The following is a 23531-nucleotide window of genomic DNA, read 5'->3' on the forward strand; positions in this document are numbered from 1 at the left end:
TGTTATAGGTGCGGCGTGCACCTTGGGTTAATCCGCTGCCCTGGCTACCGGCAGACAGGCTTTTTTTTGAAACCTTTTCATTAAACGATGTTTTTGTTTTATAAGCCCTTCGACTGCGCTCAGGGAGACATTGTGCAGGGATATTGTTATTTGCTATCGACAATACTTGTTGTATGATGGCATAGGTTGTCTATACTAATGGTTAGCTTGGTAATTTAAACGGTTAGGTTTGCTATACTAATGGTTAGGTTGATAATTCAAACGGTAAGGTTAGCAATTCAAAAGGTTAGGCTCGCTGTTCTAATGATTAGGTTGGTTATTCCAATGATTAGTATGGTTATCCATAGACAATTTGCTATAAAGTAAAAAAGCCTGATAGCTTTAAAACTATCAGGCTTTATAAAATTTTAACCGGATTATATTCTTAATCCTTTTATCAGCAGGTACTCTGTTGAATTGTTTCCGTATTGTGCTTTGACACTGTCCTTTATTCTGATTGCAGTTTGGGATAGTGTGTAGTAACTGTCAATACGCGATGCGTTGTTTTGGGCAAACTTTGTATAAGTATCCATTACTAAAGCATTCGAAGTAATCGCTTCATTATAGAGGTCATTTAAACTTTGAACCGCCAAAATAGTATTAGCAGGTTCATAGTTAGTACCAAAATTGGTAAGATTAACGATTAGGTCTGAGAAATACTGGGCTCTTGAATTGTAAGATTGATAAGATTGACTTACTGTGGCTTCATTTGAATTCATTGAAATAGTATTTTTTGAATTGGCTCCTCTCATCTTTGCAATAATCCCTGCCACATCTATGGATTCTTTGCCGGTTCGACCATATATTCCTTTGATGGTACTGTTTATTGGTGACAAGATTTTGTTTATTGCTCCCGGTCTTTTTTCAAAAATTTGAATTCTTTCTTCGACTGCGAGGGAATAAGTTTGTTTTTTTTCGGCAACTGTTTTGTTCAAACGTTTTGTTGTATTAATTAAATCTGTATAACTGTCTATGCTATACTCTGGTTTAATTGGTAGGTAGTTATCGAAATTCTGTAAAGCTGCTACCAATTTTTCTGCGTTACCGATTCTTGCTCCGTAACTGGTTTCTGAAGTTGATCTCATAATGATTTTGTTTAAAGATTGGTTGTGAATCATCTCACACAGAACGTCTTACAAACAGCTTGCCATTGTATGTGCGCATAATATTAAAATAATGTTAAACAGTTTTTGAGCTATGTACTGAAAGGAGGTTAGAGACTGATTTTATTGGGTAGCGGCTTGAAACCCGTTGTTATCTATATATCATCCCTACGGGATTTTTTATGTTAGGGAATTGTTTTACCGATATTATATCCCTAACGGGATTATGGAACAAGTTATTTTAAAATATCTTTCTAAGGAGATTTTTGAAGTTTGTGGATTAGATTAATTTCTTTGATGAAAGAATTGAGAGCATAGGTGAAGAATAATTTTTTTATGTTTTGAGCTTTGATAAATATTAATTAAATATAGTATAGTCTTACAAATGTTTTTTATACATTTGGTTTTCAAACTGTTTTTATGAAGTATTTTTGTTTTTGGTTGATGACATTATTTGTGTGTCCTATTTGTGTTGCAAATCCTATAGCGCTGGATTTAACTGTTCCTACAATGCCAACATTGGCAAATATATCTGTGTGTGATGATGATTATGACGGATTTGCTCTGTTTGATTTGACAGTTCAAAGCACAGTAATCTTGAACGTCCAAACGGGAGTTACATCAGATTATCAAATTACATATCATGAAAGTTCAACCGATGCACAAGTTGGAGGTGGTGGGATAGGAAGTCCGAGTATTTATTATAATATTCAATCAACCGCGCAAACTATTTATGTGAGAATTAGAAATGTTAATACTAATGAAGTAGCTTTTGGTCAATTTCAAATAATTGTTAACCCAAAAACTCATGCTACAGGACCACAGTCATTATCAACTTGTGACACTGACGGGAATCCATATAATGGTATTATGGCACTTAATTTGACAATGTTTGCTCCCGCAATATTAAATGGTCAGAATCCTAATTTATATACTGTCAGATATTTTACCACTCAAGCAAATGCAGATGCTGGAATTACTCCTATAATTCCATCCACAAATTACGTTGCTACAAATGGACAGACTATTTGGGTAAGAGTTGAAAATAATTCAACAGGATGTTATGCTCTTACTACTATAAATATACAAGTAGAGACTAGCCCTAATCCTGTAATTAATACAGTTAATAATGTAAATATTATTTGTGTAGATTTTATGACCGGTACTGTAGTTAGCCCTTTGACATTAGATAGTGGAGTTGCAAATTCATCTTCTTATAGTTTTCAATGGTATGAAAACGGAGCTTTAATTGCGGGTGTTAATAACCATACTTACATTGTAGATACTCCAGATTTAACCGGAGCGACTAGAGATTATTCCGTTACTGTAACATCGAATTCTCCATTAGGATGTACTGCAACTGCAGCACCATTTTCTGTTATACAGTCCGGTCAGGCAGCTATAGTTCAAGCGGTTCCTGCTGGCTATAATGTCATTAATTTATCAGGAGTGCAAAGTATTATTGTTTCTGTAAGCGGTTATGGTATTTATGAGTATAGTTTGGATATTGGTCCCCGACAAGCGAGTAATGTTTTTGAAAATGTTTCTTTAGGATTACATGTGGTTACTATTTGGGATAGTGAAGGAGGATTAAATTATAGTTGTGATCCGTTGATAATAACAGATGTAGCAATAGTAGAGTCAGAAGTCCCTGCGCCAACAGGCTTAACTACCCAAACATTGGCTCCCGGCGCAACATTAGCCAATATTGCTGTGAATGGAACCAATGTCCAATGGTATGCTTCGGCTACTGATAAAAATGAAACAGCGCTTCCTTTACCATTAAGCACATTGTTGGTCGATGATACGACCTATTACGCGACACAAACCATTAACGGTATAGAAAGTGAAGCAAAATTACCTGTGACGGTACAGTTGATATTGGGAACAACCAGTAATGATATTTTATCCATCCAATATGCGCCCAATCCGGTTAAGAATAGTTTGACTTTATCTTCAGGTGTGGTTTTAAAGTCGGTAGTGATTTATACTATTTTGGGACAAAAAATATTGGAGCGATCATTTAGTGATAATAATGTGACAATGGATTTAAGCACTCTAACTTCCGGAAACTATTTTCTAAAAGTGGAAGGAGAAACCGGTCAAAAGACATTAAGGATTGTCAAAGAATAATGATAAATAAAAAACCCACTCAAATGAGCGGGTTTTATTAATTATAATTGAACGTTTAATTATTACGCCAACATCGTTACCGGATTCTCCAAGAAGATTCTCAATGTCTGCAAGAATTGCGCTCCTGTAGCACCGTCAACGGTTCTGTGGTCGCAAGCTAAAGTTAAGGTCATGGTATTGCCCACTACAATCTGACCATTTCTAACCACCGGTTTTTCTTCTATCGCGCCTACGGATAGTATAGCTGAGTTTGGCTGGTTGATGATAGAAGTGAATGACTGAATGCCAAACATTCCTAAGTTAGAAACGGTAAACGTACTTCCGTCCATTTCGGCAGGTGTTAGTTTTTTGTTTTTGGCTTTACCGGCTAAGTCTCTTACGCTGGCACCAATTTGAGTTAAACTCATTTGATCTGTAAAGTTCAATACCGGAACGACTAAACCGTCTTCAACAGCTACGGCTACGCCAATATTGACGTGGTGATTGATGATCATTGCGTCTTCTCTCCATTGAGAATTCACTTGTGGGTGCTTTTTCAAAGCCATAGCACAAGCTTTTACTACCATATCGTTAAATGATACTTTCGTATCCGGAACGGTATTGATAACGGCACGAGATTTCATCGCTTCGTCCATGCCAACTTCAATAGTCAAATAGAAATGTGGCGCAGTAAAGATTGATTCCGAAAGACGTTTCGCAATGGTTTTACGCATTTGCGAGTTTTTGATTTCTTCGCTGAACTTTTCTCCGGCCGGAACAAATGGTTGTACAGAAGTTGTCGGTTGTCGGTTGTCAGTTGTCGGTTGTTGCACCTCGACTGCGCTCGGTGTAACATTGGATGGAGTGAAATTCTCCACATCACTTTTGGTGATGCGACCGTTTTCTCCTGAGCCTTTTACTTGAGACAAGTTGATTCCTTTGTCCTTCGCAATTTGTTTGGCTAATGGAGAAGCAAAAATTCTTCCGCCATCTGCTGTTTGCGTTGCTTCGGCAATAGGTGTCGTTGCTGTAGCTTGTTCAGTCGCTACCGGAGTAGCAGCTGAAGCAGCGCCACCTTTTTTATAATTTTCGGCTATGCCGTTGATGTCAGTTCCTGCCGGACCGATGATGGCTAAAACGCTGTCAACTGGTGCCGATTGTCCTTCATTGATTCCGATGAATAATAAAGTACCGGCGTTGAAAGATTCGAATTCCATTGTGGCTTTATCAGTTTCGATTTCGGCTAAAATGTCTCCTTCTTTAACTTCGTCACCTACTTTTTTCAACCAAGTGGCTACGGTACCTTCGGTCATCGTATCACTTAGACGAGGCATTGTTACTACTACAACTCCTTTTGGAAAAGTTGTCGGTTGACTGTTATCGGTTGTCGGCTGGGTTTCAGCTTGAGCCGGGGCTGCTGCTTTTGCCTCAGGAGTTGCAGGTGTTGAATTGCCTCCCGAAATTAATCCTGTAATATCTTCGCCTTCTTTACCGATGATGGCTAAAAGCGAATCAACTGTGGCAGTTTCTCCTTCTTTGATTCCTATGTATAATAATGTACCGGCGTTGAAAGATTCAAACTCCATGGTGGCTTTATCGGTTTCGATTTCTGCTAAAATATCGCCTTCTTTAACTGCGTCACCTACTTTTTTCAACCAAGTGGCTACAGTTCCTTCCGTCATCGTGTCGCTCAAACGCGGCATTGTGATTTTTGTTGCCATAATTATAGTCTGTGAGGGATGAAAGGATAATTTTCTTGTTCGTACACCACATCATATAATTGTTGCGCTTCCGGGAAAGGAGATTCTTCGGCGAATGTGGCACACTCTTCTACTAAATCTTTTACTCTTTCGTCTATCGCTTCAATTTCTGCTTCAGTAGCATACTTTTTCTCTTTGATGACATCCAATACTTGGGTAATTGGGTCAATTTTTTTGTATTCTTCCACTTCGTCTTTAGAACGGTATAATTGAGCATCCGACATAGAGTGACCTCTATAGCGGTATGTTTTCATTTCTAAGAAAGTGGGTCCGTCTCCACGACGCGCTCTTTCCATCGCTTCATGCATGGCTTCGGCTACTTTTACCGGGTTCATTCCATCGACTGGTCCGCAAGGCATTTCATACCCTAAACCCAGTTTCCAAATGTCGGTGTGGTTAGCTGTTCTTTCAACAGAAGTTCCCATCGCATATCCATTGTTTTCACAAATGAATACTACCGGTAATTTCCATAACATGGCCATGTTGAAAGCTTCGTGTAATGAACCTTGACGTGCTGCACCATCCCCAAAATAGGTTAGGGTTACACCACCGGTTTCAAAATATTTATCGGCGAAAGCCATACCGGCACCCACAGGAATTTGAGCTCCTACGATACCATGACCACCATAAAATCCGTGTTCTTTAGAAAAGATGTGCATTGAACCGCCCATTCCTTTGGAAGTTCCCGTTACTTTTCCTAAAAGTTCCGCCATTACTTTCTTTGGGTCAACACCCATTCCGATTGGTTGAACGTGATTACGATAGGCCGTAATCATTTTGTCTTTTCCGCCTAAGTTCATAGCGTGCAATGCACCGGCCAAAACGGCTTCCTGACCATTATATAAGTGAAGAAATCCTCTAACTTTTTGTTGAATATAGAGTGCGGCAAGTTTGTCTTCAAACTTTCTCCAAAACAGCATGTCTTCATACCATTTCAAATAAACTTCTCTTGTTACTTCTTTCATTTGTTTCTTTTTGCTAAAGCGTTATTAAGATCTAAATTATTATTCAACGCAAAATAGTTCACTCACACACAAATTTGCGAAAGGCAAAAGTAAAACATTCCACTTAAGAAGTAAAATTTAAAAGCAGTAATTTTTGCTTGTTACAAGAAGTTTTTGTCGAAACTTAACGGTAGTAAATTTTTAATCGAATCTGATTTGTAAACTTCTCCGCTTTCGCCCATAAAATAGATTTCTATTGGCGAATCTTGTTTGAATTCGTATTCAGAAATCGATTGGCGACAAGCACCACATGGTGGAATTGGAGATTTAGTTTCGTTGTTGTCCGAGGCAGCTGTAACCGCTAATTTGATTATTTTGGCATCCGGATAAATGGCGCCGCTTTGAAAAATAGCAACTCTTTCGGCACAAAGCCCTGAAGGATAAGCAGCGTTTTCCTGATTGGAACCCAAAACAATTTTTCCGTTATCTAAGAGTAATGCAGCACCTACTCTGAATTTAGAATAAGGCGCATACGCTTTTTTTCTGATTTTAACTGCTTGTTGCATTAATGATTGTACATCTTGCGGAAGTTCATTGACAGACTGAAAAACGGTGAACGAGGTATTGATGTTTATTTCTTTCATTCGAATTAAATAATTTTTTATTGGAAAATGGAATAACCATTATTAGGATTTACAGTTTTGATTGAATTATTTCAAATGGTTATTTCATTATTGAGGAAAAAAAATCCAAATTTCTATTTTGAAATTTGGATGTTATACTTATGATTGATTACCTACTAATATTCTTCGTATTTATCACCAAAGTTAAATGTTAAGGAGAAACGAAGGGTGTTTTCTAATGGGTTTTTCACTTTCGAAGCAGAGAATAAATAAGATACATCTACTTTAACTACGTTGTATTTAAATCCGGCACCCAGAGAGAAAAATTTTCTAGCCCCTTTTTCCGGGCTTTCATTAAAGTAACCTAAACGCATTGCAAATGAATCTTGGTATACATATTCAGCACCTACAGAGTAGGTGAACTCTTGTAATTCTTCGCTAAAACCACCGGGCGCATCACCAAATGACTTGAAGATACCTGAAACCCAGTTTACTTTGTTGTATTCAGCATTGTTTTCATCTCTTAAAGCCAATTCTTCAGGTGATGTGATTAATCCATCACCATCTAGGTCGGCACTTTGTGGTGTTGGCACTAAAAGTTTGGCTAATTCGACACTTACCGATACTTTGTTGTATTCGTCAAAAATAAAATCATAACCACCACCAATTCTCATGTTGGCCGGAAGGAAGTTGGCACTATCATCATCAGAAGCACCAGCATCATAATTGATTTTCGGTCCTAGGTTTTGAAAGTTGAAACCCAATCTCAAGCGTCCGTTAAAATCGGCCAATGCAGTTTCTTCACTTTGGTAAAAACCGGCAATATCCACTGCAAAAGTACTGGCTGGTTTGGCATCGCCACCTGATTCGGTTGGGAATCTTAATTGAGAACGGATATATCTACCTGCAACCGACATGGCGAATCTTTCACTTAGTTTCAAAGAGTAGGAACCGTCTAAGGCTAATTCGTTTGGTTTTACAATTACCGGAACATCTTCTGCTTCTCTTCTGAATTCAATTTCTCCTAATCCGAAGTAACGTAAACTCACCCCAAAAGCACTTCTTTCGTTTATTCTGTTGTAGTAAGTGGCTTGGCCTAATGAAATGTCATTCACCAAATCAGTTAAGTAAGGTGTGTAACTTGCGGTAAAGCCTTGTTTGTCAAGTGAAAAAGCATATTTGGCCGGGTTCCACTGTTGTGAAAAAGCATCGGCTGAAGTGGCTACTCCTTGGTCAGCCAAACCAGCTGCACGAGCATCAGCTGCCACTAATAGAAATGGAACTCCTGTTGTGATTACACGACTATCTTGCTGGGCTTTTATAGATGGTATTGTGGTAAATAATATAAAGAGGATTACAATTTTTTTCATTTTCAATTTTAATAAAAGTTAACAAATATAGTATTTTCCTAAAGGATTACAAGTTTTTCTATTTTTTCTGCTTTTTTATTCGATAAAGTGGATTTTACGGTCAATTTATAGACGTAAACCCCTTTTCCAATTCGGTCGCCGAAATCATCTTTTCCGTCCCAAGTAATTTCTCTACAAAGAAAACCATCGGTGGTTACGGTTTGATTTTTAGACCAAACAATTTTACCGGTAATAGTCATCACTTGTACTTGTACGTCTAAAGGTTCAAAAGGTCTGTTGTGAGAAAACCAAAATTCGGTGTAGCTCACAAACGGATTTGGATAATTCAAAACATGGTCGAGTGCAATAGTTTCGTCGCCCACTACTACGAATTGAATTTCGGCTGTGATTGGGTTGTTGTATACATCCCAAGCTTTGAAAGTAAGTGTATGCAAACCGACCGCTAAATTTCGGAAAGGGAAATAAACCCTTCCTTTGGTGTAATCGTCTAACTCGGTTTCATAATAATCATTCATGATGTACGGTTTGCTTTCGTCTCCATCAAGAATGCCTACTATGTCGTGACCAATACCGCTTGCTGTATTTATTCCGTGTTCATCTTCTAAAATAGCCAGTAAAAACGGTGATTCATTCGTAATTCCACCATTGACGAATGTTTCATCATTCATGTACAGTCTTACTGTTGGGCCGGTATTATCGGCTACAGCATTGGTGTTAATACCACCGATTTTAATATCGGTATTGTAACCGCTTTTGTCTAGTAATATCTGATTTCGTTTAGAGTAGAAACTGATTTTTCCATTGTCAACCGGGATTCTAATATCTCTGGGTACAACAAATCCAAATTCAAATTGGCCATTATTTACAGACGCATTTCCTCTGAAAATGGTTTCGCCTAAAGCTGTAAAAGCCATTGTGGCTGGGGCTGGTGTAGTTCCACTAGGATTATAGGCGTTAGTGCCGTCATTCCTTAGTGTATTAACAGTAATGTTTTTGTCGAAAATATTTACCGATAATTCACCGTTGTAAGTTGGCAAAGGATTGTCGTTTTCATCTAAAACTTGTCCGGATAATTTCACATAGGCCAATGATTTTAGATCGTCAATTGGTCCCGTTATAGGCATGTCATTGACTTCAGTCAACACTATTTTAGGTTTGGCAATAGCCAACATTAAAGCCGGATCTCCAAGATAGAATACAATATTAGTGGCCGAATTTGGGCTGATGTTTTTAGCCCTACGTAAAGCTTCTGCAATAGAAGGATAATTGTTGCTTCCGTAAGCAAAAAGCTGTTGCGCCATAACATCATTAAAAGATTGAGCAGTAGTTTGTCCAATAGACCGAACTGTGGTTATCATGGCGATAGCACCGCCTTTTGGGTTCCAATAAGTGTATTCTCCGGCTGTTGGTCGGTAGGGATTGTCAAATCTGGAAAAGTCACAAGTAATCGTTATGAATAAAGGATATTTGTATCGATTGGCTAAATTTTGTCCGTCTGATTTTTCCCAAATGCGTTCTTCGGATAAGCCGTCTTCACCGCCATGTCCTAAATAATTAAAGACCAAAGCGCCTTTTTCGAAAGCAGCAAAGAGTTCTTCACGGGCTTTAGGATAGCGTTTTCCACCGGCAGAAGTTTCTTGAACATACGCGTCCAAGATTATTTTTTTAGGATTGATAAAAGGTTTTTCCAGTGTGATTCTATCTGTCAATCGGTTTTGAAAGTACTGTAATTGATTGTCTGAAGTAGCTTGGCCATTGCTGCCAATTGATGGATCGTCGGCAATGCTGACGTAGTTGTTTCTCCAATTACCATAAGATTTTATATCATGGTATTCGATGATTTTGTTTACCATTTCTTCTGCCTGTTGTGTTGAGCTGACAATCATTCGGCCTACAGCAATATCAAGTTGACCGTAATTAGGAGTAATGCTCAATTGCCCATTTAAAGGTAAAGTGCCAAAATCCATTCGGCCTTCATTGGGTGACATTAATCCAAAAAAGTCATCAGAGGTAAAAGAAGATTCTGATTCGGTAAAGCTGTTCAAGCTTTGGTAGGTTGGGACAATGTTCGTGTTATTTGGAATTCGATCTTTAAAATCATAAGAACCATCACCGAAGAGATTTAGGTATCTAACGCGATTGTCAGAAGAAGAAGCGTTTTCATAAACATATTTGACAAAGTTTCTGATGGCTGCAATATCTTGTTTTCCTGAAGAGAATTCGGGATATATGTTTTCTAAATTCACCACTTTGACTTTTAAATTGGAATAATTTCTATGGAAATTAGCCAACTTCTCCGCTTGAGAATTGAGATTTTTGGGTGTTATGATTAAGTAGTCAACATCTTGAAATTGCCCTTGCGCATTGGTAAATATGGTTCCTTTTAGATTTTGATTGTCTACTTTAGCTTTAGATTCTTTGGAAGGAATATAAAAATCCGTGTTGTCAATGGCAATATATTTTCTGATTTCTCCTAAATCGGATTTGAACGAAAATGAACTCGCATTGGCATTTTCAACTTTGGTTACATTATATATATCAGTAATGTCCCAAACCTGACTTATTCCTGCTGCATTTGAGAGTTGATATTCTCCTATCCCGGACAAAGCATTGGCTTGGTCAAACTGAAATCTAAATTGTTTTCCATAGCCTTGAAGGTTTCTTTTGGCTTTGATGTTGATGAAGTCTAAATATCCTTTAGAACTCGGAACACTACCATTATCATAAGTGATTGTGATGGTCACGTCTTCTGAAGAAATATTTACATTGTTGGTTACAATGCCTTCCAAGATTTTTACACTGCTCACAACATTAAGTGCGCCTATGTTGATGTTTCCTACCAATTGAGAGTTGGCCTCAACCTTAAAATTGGTAGCCGTAAAAGCAGAAGAACCGGCATGAACCGATATTTGCATAGGAGCAGTGGTAACTAAATTCGGAAAGTTGAAATCAAATTCTTGTATGTTATTGAAGTTGAAATCTTCTCCAAACCACAGCCTGCCCAAACGGGTGAAATTTATCTTTTCCGTTTCGTAAAATTGATAATCGTCAAAAGTGGTAATGTTGGTATTAGCCGTTCCGGTGGGTTGAGCCATTTCAGTGATTCTTTTACCTATTCCACCGGTTGTTGTGACATAAAAGTAAGCCTTTTCGGTGTAGATGTTCAGATTGGTTTTGTAATCATCATTCCAATTGTCTAATCCATCCGCATAGAAAAGAATATAATCCTGACTGTCAAAAACACCATCGCTTTCACCTATAAATTGAATGGCATTTTCTTCTAAATCTATGGGATACGCAACAGAATTTAATAGGGGTAACATTTTGCCGCCACTGCCAAAAATTTTGATTTTTCTCGGATCAACATTAGTGTCTAAGCCTAAACTTTGAAGGAAGCTCTTGCTGATTTTGTAGACGCCTGATTTTTTAATGTAAAAACGATACCAATTCCCTGAGCTTAAAACAGAGTTTTGAATGGCTTCTACATTATTGGATGAGTTTATAGTTCTGTTGGCTTGGTTTTGCTGAGCCAAATAATTGAAAGAGATTAATTTTTTAAATGAATTACCTTCCTTAATAATAGGAGAAACAGATAAATTTCCATAAAATTGATCACGGGCTGCATTAGTTCTAAAACTATATTTAAAAGAAGTAGGGATGTTTTTTGGATCTAAATCACCCAATTGGTTTTCTGCTATAGGTTCAAAAACCAGATTAGTGATTTGCATGCCGTTTTCTGGAATATCACTAGTGAGATTAAAAGTCAGTAAATAGTTGAGGGTTTTTGAGTAACTGTCAAACTGGAAATTTTCAACATTAAATTGTGGAATATTAAAGGAATAGTCACCTTGATAGAACACTTTTTTCTCAGTCCAATTCAAAGTAACGCTTCCTTGCTCTTGAGAAATACTTATGAAGGTAACAAATAGCAATAAAACGGTAATAATCTTTTTCATAGTATAGAATAAACGCAAATTTCAACAAAATAGTATTAAAAAGGAAAAAAATATTTTTTTTAGTTCAAAATACAATAAAACTATTATTTTTGCGTTGTATATAAAATGCGTCAATGAATGACGAATTTAGTATTAATTTAAAAAAGATGTTGCGATTTAATGGTTAATTCCTATATTGCGCCTCTAAATTTTTACCTACTAAAAATATGAAAGTAAACAAAATTATTGCTGTAAAATTATTACTGTCATTAGTGATAATGATTGGTTTTACTAGTTGTAGTAAAAAATCCGATTCAAAAGGTGGTTCCAAAGCTACCGGATGGAAAATCAACGATAAAAAAGGTGGTTTTCAGTATGCTTCGAAGTTTAAAAAACAAGCAACTGGTCCGGGTTTAGTAATGGTTGAAGGTGGAACATTTACCATGGGTAAAGTTCAGGATGATGTTATGCACGATTGGAACAATACTCCAAATCAGCAACACGTTATGTCATTCTACATGGATGAAACAGAAGTAACCAATATGATGTACATGGAGTACTTAAATTGGTTAAAAACAGTTTTCCCACCAGACCAAGAAAATTACAAAAACATATATGAAGGCGCTTCTCCTGATACTTTAGTATGGAGAAACCGTTTAGGATATAACGAAACAATGACCAATAACTATTTAAGACATCCGGCTTATGCTGAATATCCTGTAGTGGGTGTGAATTGGATTCAAGCGACTGAGTTTGCTATTTGGAGAACTGACCGTGTAAACGAAAAAATTCTTGAAGACCAACGTTATTTGAAGAAAGATTCAAAGGTAACAGACATGGCGGCTGATAAAGTATTCAGTACTGAAGCGTACCTTGCTTCTCCTTCAACATCGAAAGGTGGAGATACTAATCTTGTTTTACAAAAAGGACAAAAAGCTGGTAAAGCTCCTAAAGCTGCTGCTGCGGGATCTACAAATACTGCAGGAAACAGCCCAAAAAATGTTTATGCTCAAAGAAGTTCAGGTTTAATTTTACCTGAGTACAGATTACCAACTGAAGCTGAGTGGGAATATGCCGCTGCTGCTGATGTAGGTCAAAGAGAATACAATGCCTACAAAGGTCAAAAGAAATATCCTTGGTCTGGAACTTATACTCGTTCGGGTAAAAGACAAGTAAGAGGAGATCAATTGGCTAACTTCAAACAAGGAAAAGGAGATTACGGTGGAATCGCAGGATGGTCTGATGATGGAGCCGATATCACGAACAAAGTTAAATCATATCCTCCAAATGATTTTGGATTATATGATATGGCAGGAAACGTTGCCGAATGGGTTGCCGACGTTTACAGACCTATCGTTGATGATGAAGCGAATGACTTCAACTACTACAGAGGTAACGTTTATATGAAAAACAAAATTGGAGAAGATGGTAAAGTTGAATTAGTTACTGCTGAAACTCAAGTTTTTGATACCTTATCAAACGGAAAAATTGTAGCGAGAAATATGCCGGGTCAAATTTCACAAGTGCCTGTTGATGATAAAGAAACTTATTTGAGACAAAACTTTGACAAATCTGACAACAGAAATTATCGTGATGGAGATAAACAATCAACAAGATATTTCAAATTTGGTAACTCAGAAGAAGGCGATGAAAAAGGAAAATTGAGAGACGACCAAAGAATGTATGATTCTCCTCAACACAATGTTTCTACCGACAGTTTGGGTAACATGATCAAAAAATATGACAAGTCAAATAAGAGAACGACTTTAGTTAATGATGATGTTAGAGTTTACAAAGGTGGTTCTTGGAGAGATAGAGCCTATTGGTTAGATCCGGCTCAAAGAAGATACTTCCCACAAGATATCGCAACAGACTACATCGGTTTTAGATGTGCCATGTCTAGAGTTGGTCCAAAAGCAGACAAAAAGAAAAGACCTAGAAACTAATTTTAGTTTTATGAATAAAACCAAAAAAGCCCTATTTTTAAGGGCTTTTTTATTTTAATTCCATACCAATGACCATTCAGCAAATTCATGACTTGTTTTTAAAGTGTTCCCAAGTTTCTATTGACACTCGAAAAATTGAACCCAACTCTTTTTTTGTGGCCATTAAAGGAGAACGATTTGATGCCAATACTTTTGCCAATGAGGCCTTAGCTAAAGGCGCGGCTTATGTGATGATTGATAATAGTAATTATTATATTGATGGCAGAACGATATTGGTAGAAGACAGTTTGAAATCATTACAAGAATTAGCGCAATACCACAGAAACTATTTAAAGCTTCCTATAATTGCTTTAACCGGAAGTAATGGTAAAACCACAACCAAGGAACTCATCAATGTTGTTTTGTCTAAAAAATTCAAGACTGTGGCTACAGTTGGTAATTTAAATAATCATATTGGAGTGCCATTAACCTTATTGTCTTTTACAAAGGAAACTGAAATCGGGATTGTTGAAATGGGTGCCAATCACCAAAAAGAGATCGAATTTTTATGTGAATTAGCACAACCTGATTATGGATTTATCACCAATTTCGGGAAAGCTCATTTAGAAGGTTTCGGTGGAGTAGAAGGCGTGATTAAGGGCAAAAGCGAAATGTATGCTTATTTAAAATCCAAGGCTAAATCTGTTTTTGTCAATTTAGATGATGAAATTCAAGACAGTAAGACAATCGATATTAAGCGATATACTTTTAGCCAAAAAGATAAAGCAGCCGATGTTTCTATTGAAAGTATTGTGGCTAATCCTTTTGTGAAAATAAAATCACTTGGCGTTGATGTTAATTCCCATTTGATTGGTTTGTACAATGCCAATAATATTAGTGCGGCGATAGCTATCGGACATTATTTTGGAGTAAATCCGACAGAAATTAAAGAAGCAATTGAAAGTTATATTCCCGAAAATAATCGTTCTCAATTGTTAACCAAAGGAACTAACGAAATCATACTCGATGCTTATAATGCTAATCCGAGTAGTATGAAAGTAGCTTTGGAAAATTTTATCCAATTGGATAAGTCTAATAAAACTATTGTGATTGGTGATATGTATGAGTTGGGTAACGAAAGCCTTTCGGAACATAAATATATTGTTGAGTTTTTAGATAAAGTCGTTTCATTTGATTGTCATTTTGTGGGTAAAGATTTTTATGCCAATGCAATAGGGAATAAGTATTTGAATTTTTATCCGACATTTGAAGATTTTGCTAAATATTTAGCGGCAATAAAGTTGGAACACCAAATAATTCTAATAAAAGGTTCCCGTGGAATGGCATTAGAACGTACGTTGGAATATTTATAACAAGCTACTCTTTTGGAAACTACAAATCTTATTTTAAGCACATTACTGTTTATTCTACAATAATTTTCGAAAATAATATAACTTTGGTGATAGCGATAATTCTAATTTTACATAAATTAATTGCAACGTTATGAAAACTGTCCTAACAACTATTGCGTTATCATTTTTCCTCGCCACCTGCAATAAAAAGCAGGATCAAGTACAAACCCTTGAAGGTGTTCCTGTTGAAACAGAAGCGCCAAATGCCAAATACAAACCTGCATTTACCGGACAAACACGTATAGTTGGCGTAAAGACCAAAATGCCAATCGAAATCAAAGTTTTAGATAATACGCTAAAAAGGCCTTGGGGAATAGCGCCACTGCCGGATGGACGTTTGCTAATCACTGAAAAGGGCGGAACACTTCGCCTAGCAGAGGCGTCGGGTAATGTTAGTGAGGAAATCACTGGGATTCCGGAAGTAAATGATAGTGGGCAAGGCGGGCTTTTAGACATAACTATTGATCCTGACTTTACTCAAAACCGAATGGTTTATTGGACATTTTCAGAAAAATCGCCACAAGGTAACCTTACAGCGGTAGCTAAAGGTCGTTTGTCAAATAACGAACGTATTATCGAGAACGCAAAAGTTATTTATCGAGCTACTCCTGCCTATAAAGGCGTTTTACATTATGGTTCAAGAATACTTTTTGACAAAACAGGGAATCTGGTTTTTAGTACCGGGGAACGCTCTGATCGGGAAACTCGACCTGAAGCCCAATCCCTTAATTCGGCTCTTGGTAAAATAATCCGAATAACGGTAAATGGTGAGCCAGCAAAAGGTAATCCATTTACAAATAATCCTAACGCTAGACCCGAATTGTATTCTTACGGCCACCGAAATGTACAGGGTTTGGCTTTCCATCCGGTTACGGGTGATTTATGGGAAAACGAATTTGGTCCTCGCGGAGGTGATGAGTTGAATCGAATCGTTGCAGGGAAAAATTATGGTTGGCCCATTATTACTTATGGAATAGAATATGATGGAAATACTATTGGAGAAGTTAAAACCCAAATGGAAGGAATGGAGCAGCCGGTATATTATTGGGATCCGGTTGTCTCTCCGAGCGGTATGACATTTTACAGTGGAAAAATAATCCCTGAATGGGAAAATAATCTATTTATTGGAGGACTGAGTAGCCAGCATGTTGTACGATTAGTTATTCAAAACAATAAAGTAATCGGAGAAGAGAGACTGCTTACCGAAGAAGGTGAGCGTTTTAGAGATGTTGCACAAGGAAAGGACGGTGCATTATATGCTATTACCGATAGCGGAAAACTCTATCGAATTACAAAAAAGTAAAATCCTTATACTCTGTGAGTATTCCACAACTCCATTTCCGTCTGATAGAAAGGTAAACCTTCAAGACCATATTCAAAGATAGGTAATCCATTAAAAAATATTTTTTACATTTTTATCTTACATTTTAAGGATTTTGTAAGTATTTATCGATAATGAAATTAAAACATCGAATATTGTTGATTAAAGTTTCTACAGGAATGATTTCAGATTGAACTTTAAAATATCTATAATATGAAACTCCCCAAGAAATTGGGGAGTTTTTGTCTGTTTAGAAGTCCAATGATTAGTTGTATAGCGACAACGTTTTTGTATAAAGTCCTTTTGAATTTCGTTAAATTAGAAAGTGTTGTCTTTTTTTATGTAGTATCGACATAATACTTTTACTTCTCTAAATTAACCAATTCAAATAATTATGTTTAAAAATTACTTTTTGAAAAGTTCATCAGGTTCTTTGTCGTCTTTGACCGGAAAAGCCTTTGGACAGAAACCAAGTTCAATTGGTTTTGCTTTAGTTGTTTTGATGCTACTCTTCGCATTAACAACCATGAAAGCTCAAACACAACTTATTCCGGTTTCGGATGGAGCATTTGACTCAGGCAGTACGTTCGCTGCTAACGGTTGGACTGTTGCCAATGATGGTGTAGGTCCGGTTAAATGGGTAGTGGGAACTGCTGTTAATTCCGGAGCCATTGCCGGGAATTCAGCTTACATTTCGCTTGACAATGGAGAAACCAATTCTTATGTTGGTATTTCCGGTGCCAGAACAGTGTTCTTTTATAGAGATATTACTGTTCCTGTAGGACAAACTAATATTGCTTTGAGTTTCAACTGGAAGTCGGTTGGAACTAGCGGTGCTTCTTGGCAAGTTTTTGCTGCGCCAACCAGTTATACGCCTGTTGGTACAGATTTACAAACGACTGTTCCGGCAACTCTTGCAGGAGCAACTTCTATAACTTATGGGAGTATTAATGCTGTTACACAAACGGCTTTTGGATTTATTCCACCAAATTTTGCAGGGACTACTGTCAGATTAATTTTTATGTGGACAAATGGTAATGGTGGAGGAACAAACCCACCTGCTGCTATTGATAATATTTCCGTGGTATCTAGAGCTGGTGGAAATGAGATTGCTTCGGTTGCTAGCGGAAATTTTACAAATCCATCTACTTGGGATTTAGGTTACGTGCCTTCTCCTGCTGATGATGTAGTAATAAATGCTGGTCACACTGTAACTATTGACAATAGAAACCTAGGTGCTAATAATTTATATATAGCCGGATCTAATGCAGTAATTGATTTTGGCGTTTTAAGTGATGAGTTTACAGTAAATAACGATTTATTAATTAGTGGCTCAGGAGCTAGATTTAATGTGTACCAAGGAACAAATGGAAAATCATTAAAAGTAGGTCATAATATTGATTTAGCTTCTAGCGGTCGATTAGATGTATCAGTTGGAAATACAGGTGTTGGTATAGGATCTCTAACTTTATTTGGTTCTACACTTCAAACAATTACTTCTGATGGAACTGGTGTTTTAGGGGGTACGGTAGTTTCGACTACAACAACTAATACCGCAGGTATAATTAATCAATTAACGATTAGTAATACAAGTACTGCCATTCCTAATGTTGATTGGCAACTTAATAATGTTAGAATTAAAAATATTCTTAGATTGAATAATGCCAGAGTAGCTCTTGGTTCTAATAAATTATACATCGGAAACTTTGCTTCAATGTCTTCGGGTAATTTTACTTGCACTTTAGGTAATGGTTTTATCGGGGGTGAAATTTCAAGATGGTATACAACATCGGCTATGGGTACTGTTATTGATCCGGGAACCGATTATAATCCAAACAGTACAGTGCTTTTCCCGTTCTTAAGTGTAACAGGACAAAACAGATGGGCATTCTTAGTTAACACTGGTGCTACAACTGCAGGTGAATTAGCAATGAGTTATGCTGATGCAACAACAATGACTACTGGTCTTTCAATTGCTGATGGTTCTTATACTATTACAGACAGATACAATGGAAACTGGACAATTTCTAAAACTGGAAGTACTTATGTGAGTACAGGTACTTATACTTTAGGTTTGTATGCTGTTGGTGCTTACAGTGCTTTAGATGGTAGCTCTAGAGTGATGAATTCAGGTTCAGTAACTGCCGGAACACACGTTAATGGAACGAATTCCCCTTTTGTTGTGAGAAAAAGTATAGCCGATGCTGACTTAACCACTTCAGCATTTTACGTAGGTGTTGGCGTTTCTTCATTACAAGGTGCGGTTACAAAAATTTCAAATGCTTCAGGCGATTGGAATGATGCTGCAACTTGGTCGCCAAGTGGTGCTCCTTCCTGTAGTGACATCGTTACGATTGCTTCTGGGCATATGGTAACGGTTAATTCTACCGGAAATAATGCAGCGGGTGTCACGATTAACGAAGGTGGAACTTTAGTTAATGCTTCAGGAGATTTAACGGTAGGTTGTTCAAACAACAATGCTGTTTTTGCTAATAATGGTACCAATACCGTTTCGGGTGGTACACTTACTGTTAATGGAAATGTAATCCACAGATCAACCAGTACTTTCAACCATACTGGTGGTAACATTATTGTTGACGGTAATGCTGGTGGTGTGGCTGCGAATAGTGTTGGGCAAGGAGTTTCATTGTTCAAAATAGAAACTTCGGCAATTAATTTAACAGGAGGAACTATCACTATCGTCGATCCATTGGTAAATAATGCTGTTCAAACTACAGCGACTTCGGTTACTTCTTATCCGATTAATACTTATGGTGCTTCAGGTACATTTTCCAAAGGAACCAACGCAGCAGCTACTACAGGTGCGACCACGATTCTTATGGCAGGTTTCAATAGTAATAAAGGTATTTATGGCGTTGGGCAAATTGTAACCGGAACCGGAATTGCGCCGGGAACAACCATTGTTTCTGTAACTGCCGGACAACTTTCAAATTCTCCTATTACTTTGGTTTTATCACAAGCAATCACAGCAGATATTGCAGCAGGGGCAATTTTGAATTTTGCTTCAATGAATGATGGTAGTTATGTGATTAATATAGATACCTCGAGTCCAAATGCAAGTAGTTTAGCAGTAGGTCAGCTAATTTCAGGAAATGGAGTTCAAGCGGGAACGACTGTGGTTAGCGTAGGTTTTGATTTGAATGGTATTGGTGGGGTTACTTTATCTCAACCTCTGTTAGGATTGACAACTTCTCCTATTGCAAGTCAGGAAGCTATTAACTTCTCAGGTGTTTCACCTAACAGTTCGGTTATTATTTTACCGGTAGCTAATCCATTGTTACAAGTAGGACAGATTGTTGGCGGTACAGGTATCCAACCGGGTACTACCATTACAGCAATTAATGGTGTAAGAATCGATTTGTCTTTGCCAGCAACTGGAACCATCGTTGCTCCGGCAACCATAACAATATATGATAGTAATGCTAGTAGCTTTGCTTTTGTTTACAGTTCAGCAGTCCATAAAGCCACTGGACTTAATCATACAATCCAATTAGGTGATGGTGTATCTACTGATCAAGCACCGGTTACAACCAATGGTTTTTATACTAATTTTGCTGCGGGCGGTGGTGTTTTATCTGTAGGGAATTTGACCATCAATTCTCTTGATGCAGTTAACAGGTTTGGCAAAAGTTTAGGGACGTTAAATGTTCAAAATAAATTTACTATTGTATCCGGAAGTGCTTTTGTAAGACCTGTTGGTGTTAGCTCTCCAATTTATTTTGGTGGCGATGTTGAAAACAATGGTGTTGCGAACTTCCAATTAAATACTTCGGTTAACTTAGCAAATTTTTTGAATGGTACAGCTGTGGCCGTAACAACGCCACAAACTATTTCAGGAATCGGAATTTTTTATAATGATTTAAATAATAGTTTAGCTTATGCCAATTTTACTTCTTTAGTAGTAAACAATACAAGCATTCCCGGAGTAACTATAGCTATGCCGAATTTTAGAGTGGCTTCATTAACAATGAATGCAGGAGTTATTAATACTTCAGATGCAACGCCTTTACACGTGGGTAGAGCAGATTTATCACAAACAGGCTCTATAATAGGTACTTTTAGTAACACTTGTTATATCAATGGTCCGGTGGTAAGAGGAATTGCAACAAGTGGAAATTCAACATTTTTCTCACTTTATCCTGTTGGTAAAGACGGAGTTTATTCACCTATATCTTTAGCAGTTGGCGGTGGTGCTGATTTTAAAGTAGAGGCTTTTAATGCCAATTTAGGTACAGCTTCTGCCAATATTTCAAACTTAAGTGCAGCAAGATGGACAGTGGAAAGAGTAGGCGTATTAGGGACTTTGGCTGATTTTAATGTAAGATTAGGAAACAGTGCTATTGCATCGAATAATATTATTGTTCAAGCTCCAACAGACGAAGGAATCTATGACAATGTATTTGGTGATATTACAACATTTGCATCTGGCACACCAAATAATATAACTACCGTTATGGCAACTCCAGGCGCAAGTTTTACAGGTAACTTTGCTTATGCCACTATGCCAAACTGTACAACAGTAAACCCTGGAAATACTATTGCTGATTTAACAATAATTCAAGCGGTAACATTACAAAATTCGAGCAGTACTGGTATAACTGCTGGTTCAGCGAATGTAACTTTACAAACTGCTAATACTGCTATTACAGTAGGTTTAACCGTGACAGGGAGTGGTATTCCTGCCGGGACTACTGTGGTAGCAATTAGCGGTACGGCATTAACATTGTCTCAACCGGCAACAATATCTTCTGTTTCTCAAACCGCTTTGACATTTTCAAATGTTCAAACACCAACCACTTTATGTGGTACACAAACGGTGGCTTTGAGTTTGCAGAATGTGGTTTCAGGAGCTGGCGTTACTTATCAGTGGCAAGCTTCAACTGATGGAGGTAGTAATTACACAGATATTTCTGGCGCAACAGCTTCTTCTTATTTAGCAACTCCAACAGCGGATACTTATTATCGTTGTACAGTAACTTGTCCTTTTGGTCCTGTTGTGGTTAATTCTACACCGGTAGAAGTAACCTTTACTAATGCGATTACTTCAACTACTCCAGTTACAATTTGTGGTGCAGGTGTTGCCAACTTAGAAGCTAGCACTGCTTCAGGGACTATTAATTGGTACGCCAATGCAACAGGAGGTACTGCTTTAGCAACGGGCGAAACTTATTCGCCGAATGTTGCTGCTACGACTACTTATTATGTGGCTGCAGAATCAAGTTCAACTTATACAGCAGGTAAAGCGTTTGCCGGAACAACAACGCAAACGTCACCATTTAGTGGACTTGTCTTTAATGCTTCTACTAACGTACGTTTAAATTCGGTGAAAGTTTATCCTAAACAAACGGCTGGAGCTGCTGATGCAGGAGCGCCAATTACCATAAAATTATTTAAGGATGGTGTTCAAGTACCTGGTACTTCAGCTGTGACTTTTATTCCAGCAACTAATACTGGAACTATTTCTACTTCTGTATCAAATACAGTTGTGCTTGATTATGATATTCCAGCCGGAACAGGTTATAGATTATTAGCTACAAATGGATTAAGCTCTACCAATGTAATAGGAAAGTTGAGCAGTTTCCCTGCAGCGACACCAACTGCTACAGGTGCAATTGCAATTACAGGTTCACTAAATACATTTGATGGTACTCCGGATGCTAGTTACAACAACTTCTTTGATTGGGATGTTACTGAAGTTTGTGCTTCTCCTAGAGTTCCTGTCACAGCAACCGTTAATCCAACATCAACCAACACAACGACTATTTCCGCTTGTGATACTTACACTTGGTCAGTAAATGGAACCACTTATACAACTGGTGGAACTTATACTTCAACCGTTGGATGTACTATTGAAGAATTAGTGTTGACTATTACACCAAGTACAACCAACACAACTACTATTTCAGCTTGTGATACTTACACTTGGTCAGTTAATGGTTCAACATATACAACTGGTGGAACTTATACTTCAACCGTTGGATGTACTATTGAAGAATTAGTGTTGACTATTACACCAAGTACAACCAACACAACGACTGTTTCCGCTTGTGATACTTATACTTGGTCAGTAAATGGTTCGACATATACAACAGGTGGAACTTATACTTCAACTGTTGGATGTCATACCGAAACATTAGTATTGACTATTACACCAAGTACAACCAACACAACTACTATTTCAGCTTGTGATACTTACACTTGGTCAGTTAATGGTTCAACATATACAACGGGTGGAACTTATACTTCAACCGTTGGATGTCATACCGAAACATTAGTATTGACTATTACACCGAGTACGACCAATACAACGACTATTTCCGCTTGTGATACTTACACTTGGTCAGTAAATGGTTCGACTTATACAACCGGTGGAACTTATACTTCAACGGTTGGATGTAATACTGAGACATTAGTATTGACTATCAATTCAGCAGCCACTCCAACGGGAAGTTCAGCTCAAACAATTTCGGTTTCAGATTTGAATGATGCAACTTTAGAAGATCTAGTGGTAAGTCCAATAAATGTGATTTGGTATGGTTCTTTAACAGATGCTCAAACCCAAACTAATGCACTTGCAAATACTACAGTATTGACTAATGGCGCAATTTATTATGCAGTAAATTTATCTTCAGGATGTCCAAGCACCCCATTGGCAGTAACGGTAACAGTTGCATTGGGAACAAATGGTTTTGATGATGCAAGCTTTAGTTTCTATCCTAATCCAACTTCGGGTATTGTTAATATTAGTTACGCAAGTCAGATTACTAACATTACGGTAATTAACATGATGGGACAAGTAATACAAGAGAGAAATACCAACGAAAATCAGGTTCAAATTGATTTATCTTCATTGCCGGCTTCAACTTATTTTGTAAGGGTTGAATCAGATGGTAATTCAAAAATGATTAAAGTGATTAAACAGAATTAAGATTAAATTCGATTAATAAGTAGATTAAGTTTTTTTTA

The 23531-nt window shown here is 37.4% G+C and carries 11 protein-coding genes; 5 read left to right on the forward strand and 6 right to left on the reverse strand.

Features of this window, described 5'->3' with window-relative positions; all coding sequences use genetic code 11:
- Positions 1–416 precede the first annotated feature (416 nt).
- Complete coding sequence (locus C8C84_RS06220) at positions 417–1124, reverse strand: hypothetical protein (RefSeq protein ID WP_147406817.1); 708 nt, start codon at positions 1122–1124, stop codon at positions 417–419.
- 438 nt (positions 1125–1562) lie between these two features.
- Between C8C84_RS06220 and C8C84_RS06225 the strand changes: the two genes are divergently transcribed.
- A complete protein-coding gene (locus tag C8C84_RS06225) occupies positions 1563–3275 on the forward strand; it encodes a T9SS type A sorting domain-containing protein (RefSeq protein WP_121312709.1) in 1713 nt (570 codons plus the stop codon).
- Positions 3276–3337: 62 nt separating this feature from the next.
- Here the strand turns inward: C8C84_RS06225 and C8C84_RS06230 are convergent, their stop codons facing one another.
- The 5 genes from C8C84_RS06230 to porU form a co-directional block, all read right to left on the reverse strand.
- Positions 3338–4975: a 2-oxo acid dehydrogenase subunit E2 gene (locus C8C84_RS06230; RefSeq protein WP_121312710.1), complete on the reverse strand. Its 1638-nt coding sequence runs from the start codon at positions 4973–4975 to the stop codon at positions 3338–3340.
- A 2-nt stretch (positions 4976–4977) separates the two neighbouring features.
- Entirely contained in the window at positions 4978–5979 is a 1002-nt protein-coding gene (gene pdhA / locus C8C84_RS06235; protein WP_121312711.1) for a pyruvate dehydrogenase (acetyl-transferring) E1 component subunit alpha, read from the reverse strand.
- A gap of 140 nt (positions 5980–6119) precedes the next feature.
- Positions 6120–6602 carry a cytidine deaminase gene (gene cdd, locus C8C84_RS06240; RefSeq protein ID WP_121312712.1) on the reverse strand — a complete coding sequence of 161 codons (483 nt, stop codon included), beginning with the start codon at positions 6600–6602 and terminating at the stop codon, positions 6120–6122.
- A gap of 155 nt (positions 6603–6757) precedes the next feature.
- Positions 6758–7951: a type IX secretion system outer membrane channel protein PorV gene (porV, locus tag C8C84_RS06245; protein ID WP_121312713.1), complete on the reverse strand. Its 1194-nt coding sequence runs from the start codon at positions 7949–7951 to the stop codon at positions 6758–6760.
- Positions 7952–7989: 38 nt separating this feature from the next.
- Positions 7990–11907, reverse strand: a complete 3918-nt coding sequence (porU, locus tag C8C84_RS06250; RefSeq protein ID WP_121312714.1) for a type IX secretion system sortase PorU — start codon at positions 11905–11907, stop codon at positions 7990–7992.
- A gap of 206 nt (positions 11908–12113) precedes the next feature.
- Between porU and gldJ the strand changes: the two genes are divergently transcribed.
- From gldJ to C8C84_RS06270, 4 genes are all read left to right on the forward strand, one after another.
- Complete coding sequence (gldJ, locus tag C8C84_RS06255) at positions 12114–13832, forward strand: gliding motility lipoprotein GldJ (RefSeq protein ID WP_121312715.1); 1719 nt, start codon at positions 12114–12116, stop codon at positions 13830–13832.
- 68 nt (positions 13833–13900) lie between these two features.
- Positions 13901–15184: a UDP-N-acetylmuramoyl-tripeptide--D-alanyl-D-alanine ligase gene (murF, locus tag C8C84_RS06260; RefSeq protein ID WP_121312716.1), complete on the forward strand. Its 1284-nt coding sequence runs from the start codon at positions 13901–13903 to the stop codon at positions 15182–15184.
- 130 nt (positions 15185–15314) lie between these two features.
- Positions 15315–16526 carry a PQQ-dependent sugar dehydrogenase gene (locus C8C84_RS06265; RefSeq protein WP_121312717.1) on the forward strand — a complete coding sequence of 404 codons (1212 nt, stop codon included), beginning with the start codon at positions 15315–15317 and terminating at the stop codon, positions 16524–16526.
- 430 nt (positions 16527–16956) lie between these two features.
- Positions 16957–23493 carry a T9SS type A sorting domain-containing protein gene (locus C8C84_RS06270; protein WP_158592549.1) on the forward strand — a complete coding sequence of 2179 codons (6537 nt, stop codon included), beginning with the start codon at positions 16957–16959 and terminating at the stop codon, positions 23491–23493.
- Positions 23494–23531 lie beyond the last annotated feature (38 nt).

Source organism: Flavobacterium sp. 102, from assembly GCF_003634615.1.
Classification (GTDB): Bacteria; Bacteroidota; Bacteroidia; order Flavobacteriales; family Flavobacteriaceae; genus Flavobacterium.

Excerpts from the sequence above, each read along its gene's own strand:
- C8C84_RS06220 (WP_147406817.1), bottom strand. The coding sequence starts at position 1,124 with ATGAGATCAACTTCAGAAACCAGTTACGGAGCAAGAATCGGTAACGCA.
- C8C84_RS06225 (WP_121312709.1), top strand. The coding sequence starts at position 1,563 with ATGAAGTATTTTTGTTTTTGGTTGATGACATTATTTGTGTGTCCTATT.
- C8C84_RS06230 (WP_121312710.1), bottom strand. The coding sequence starts at position 4,975 with ATGGCAACAAAAATCACAATGCCGCGTTTGAGCGACACGATGACGGAA.
- pdhA (WP_121312711.1), bottom strand. The coding sequence starts at position 5,979 with ATGAAAGAAGTAACAAGAGAAGTTTATTTGAAATGGTATGAAGACATG.
- cdd (WP_121312712.1), bottom strand. The coding sequence starts at position 6,602 with ATGAAAGAAATAAACATCAATACCTCGTTCACCGTTTTTCAGTCTGTC.
- porV (WP_121312713.1), bottom strand. The coding sequence starts at position 7,951 with ATGAAAAAAATTGTAATCCTCTTTATATTATTTACCACAATACCATCT.
- porU (WP_121312714.1), bottom strand. The coding sequence starts at position 11,907 with ATGAAAAAGATTATTACCGTTTTATTGCTATTTGTTACCTTCATAAGT.
- gldJ (WP_121312715.1), top strand. The coding sequence starts at position 12,114 with ATGAAAGTAAACAAAATTATTGCTGTAAAATTATTACTGTCATTAGTG.
- murF (WP_121312716.1), top strand. The coding sequence starts at position 13,901 with ATGACCATTCAGCAAATTCATGACTTGTTTTTAAAGTGTTCCCAAGTT.
- C8C84_RS06265 (WP_121312717.1), top strand. The coding sequence starts at position 15,315 with ATGAAAACTGTCCTAACAACTATTGCGTTATCATTTTTCCTCGCCACC.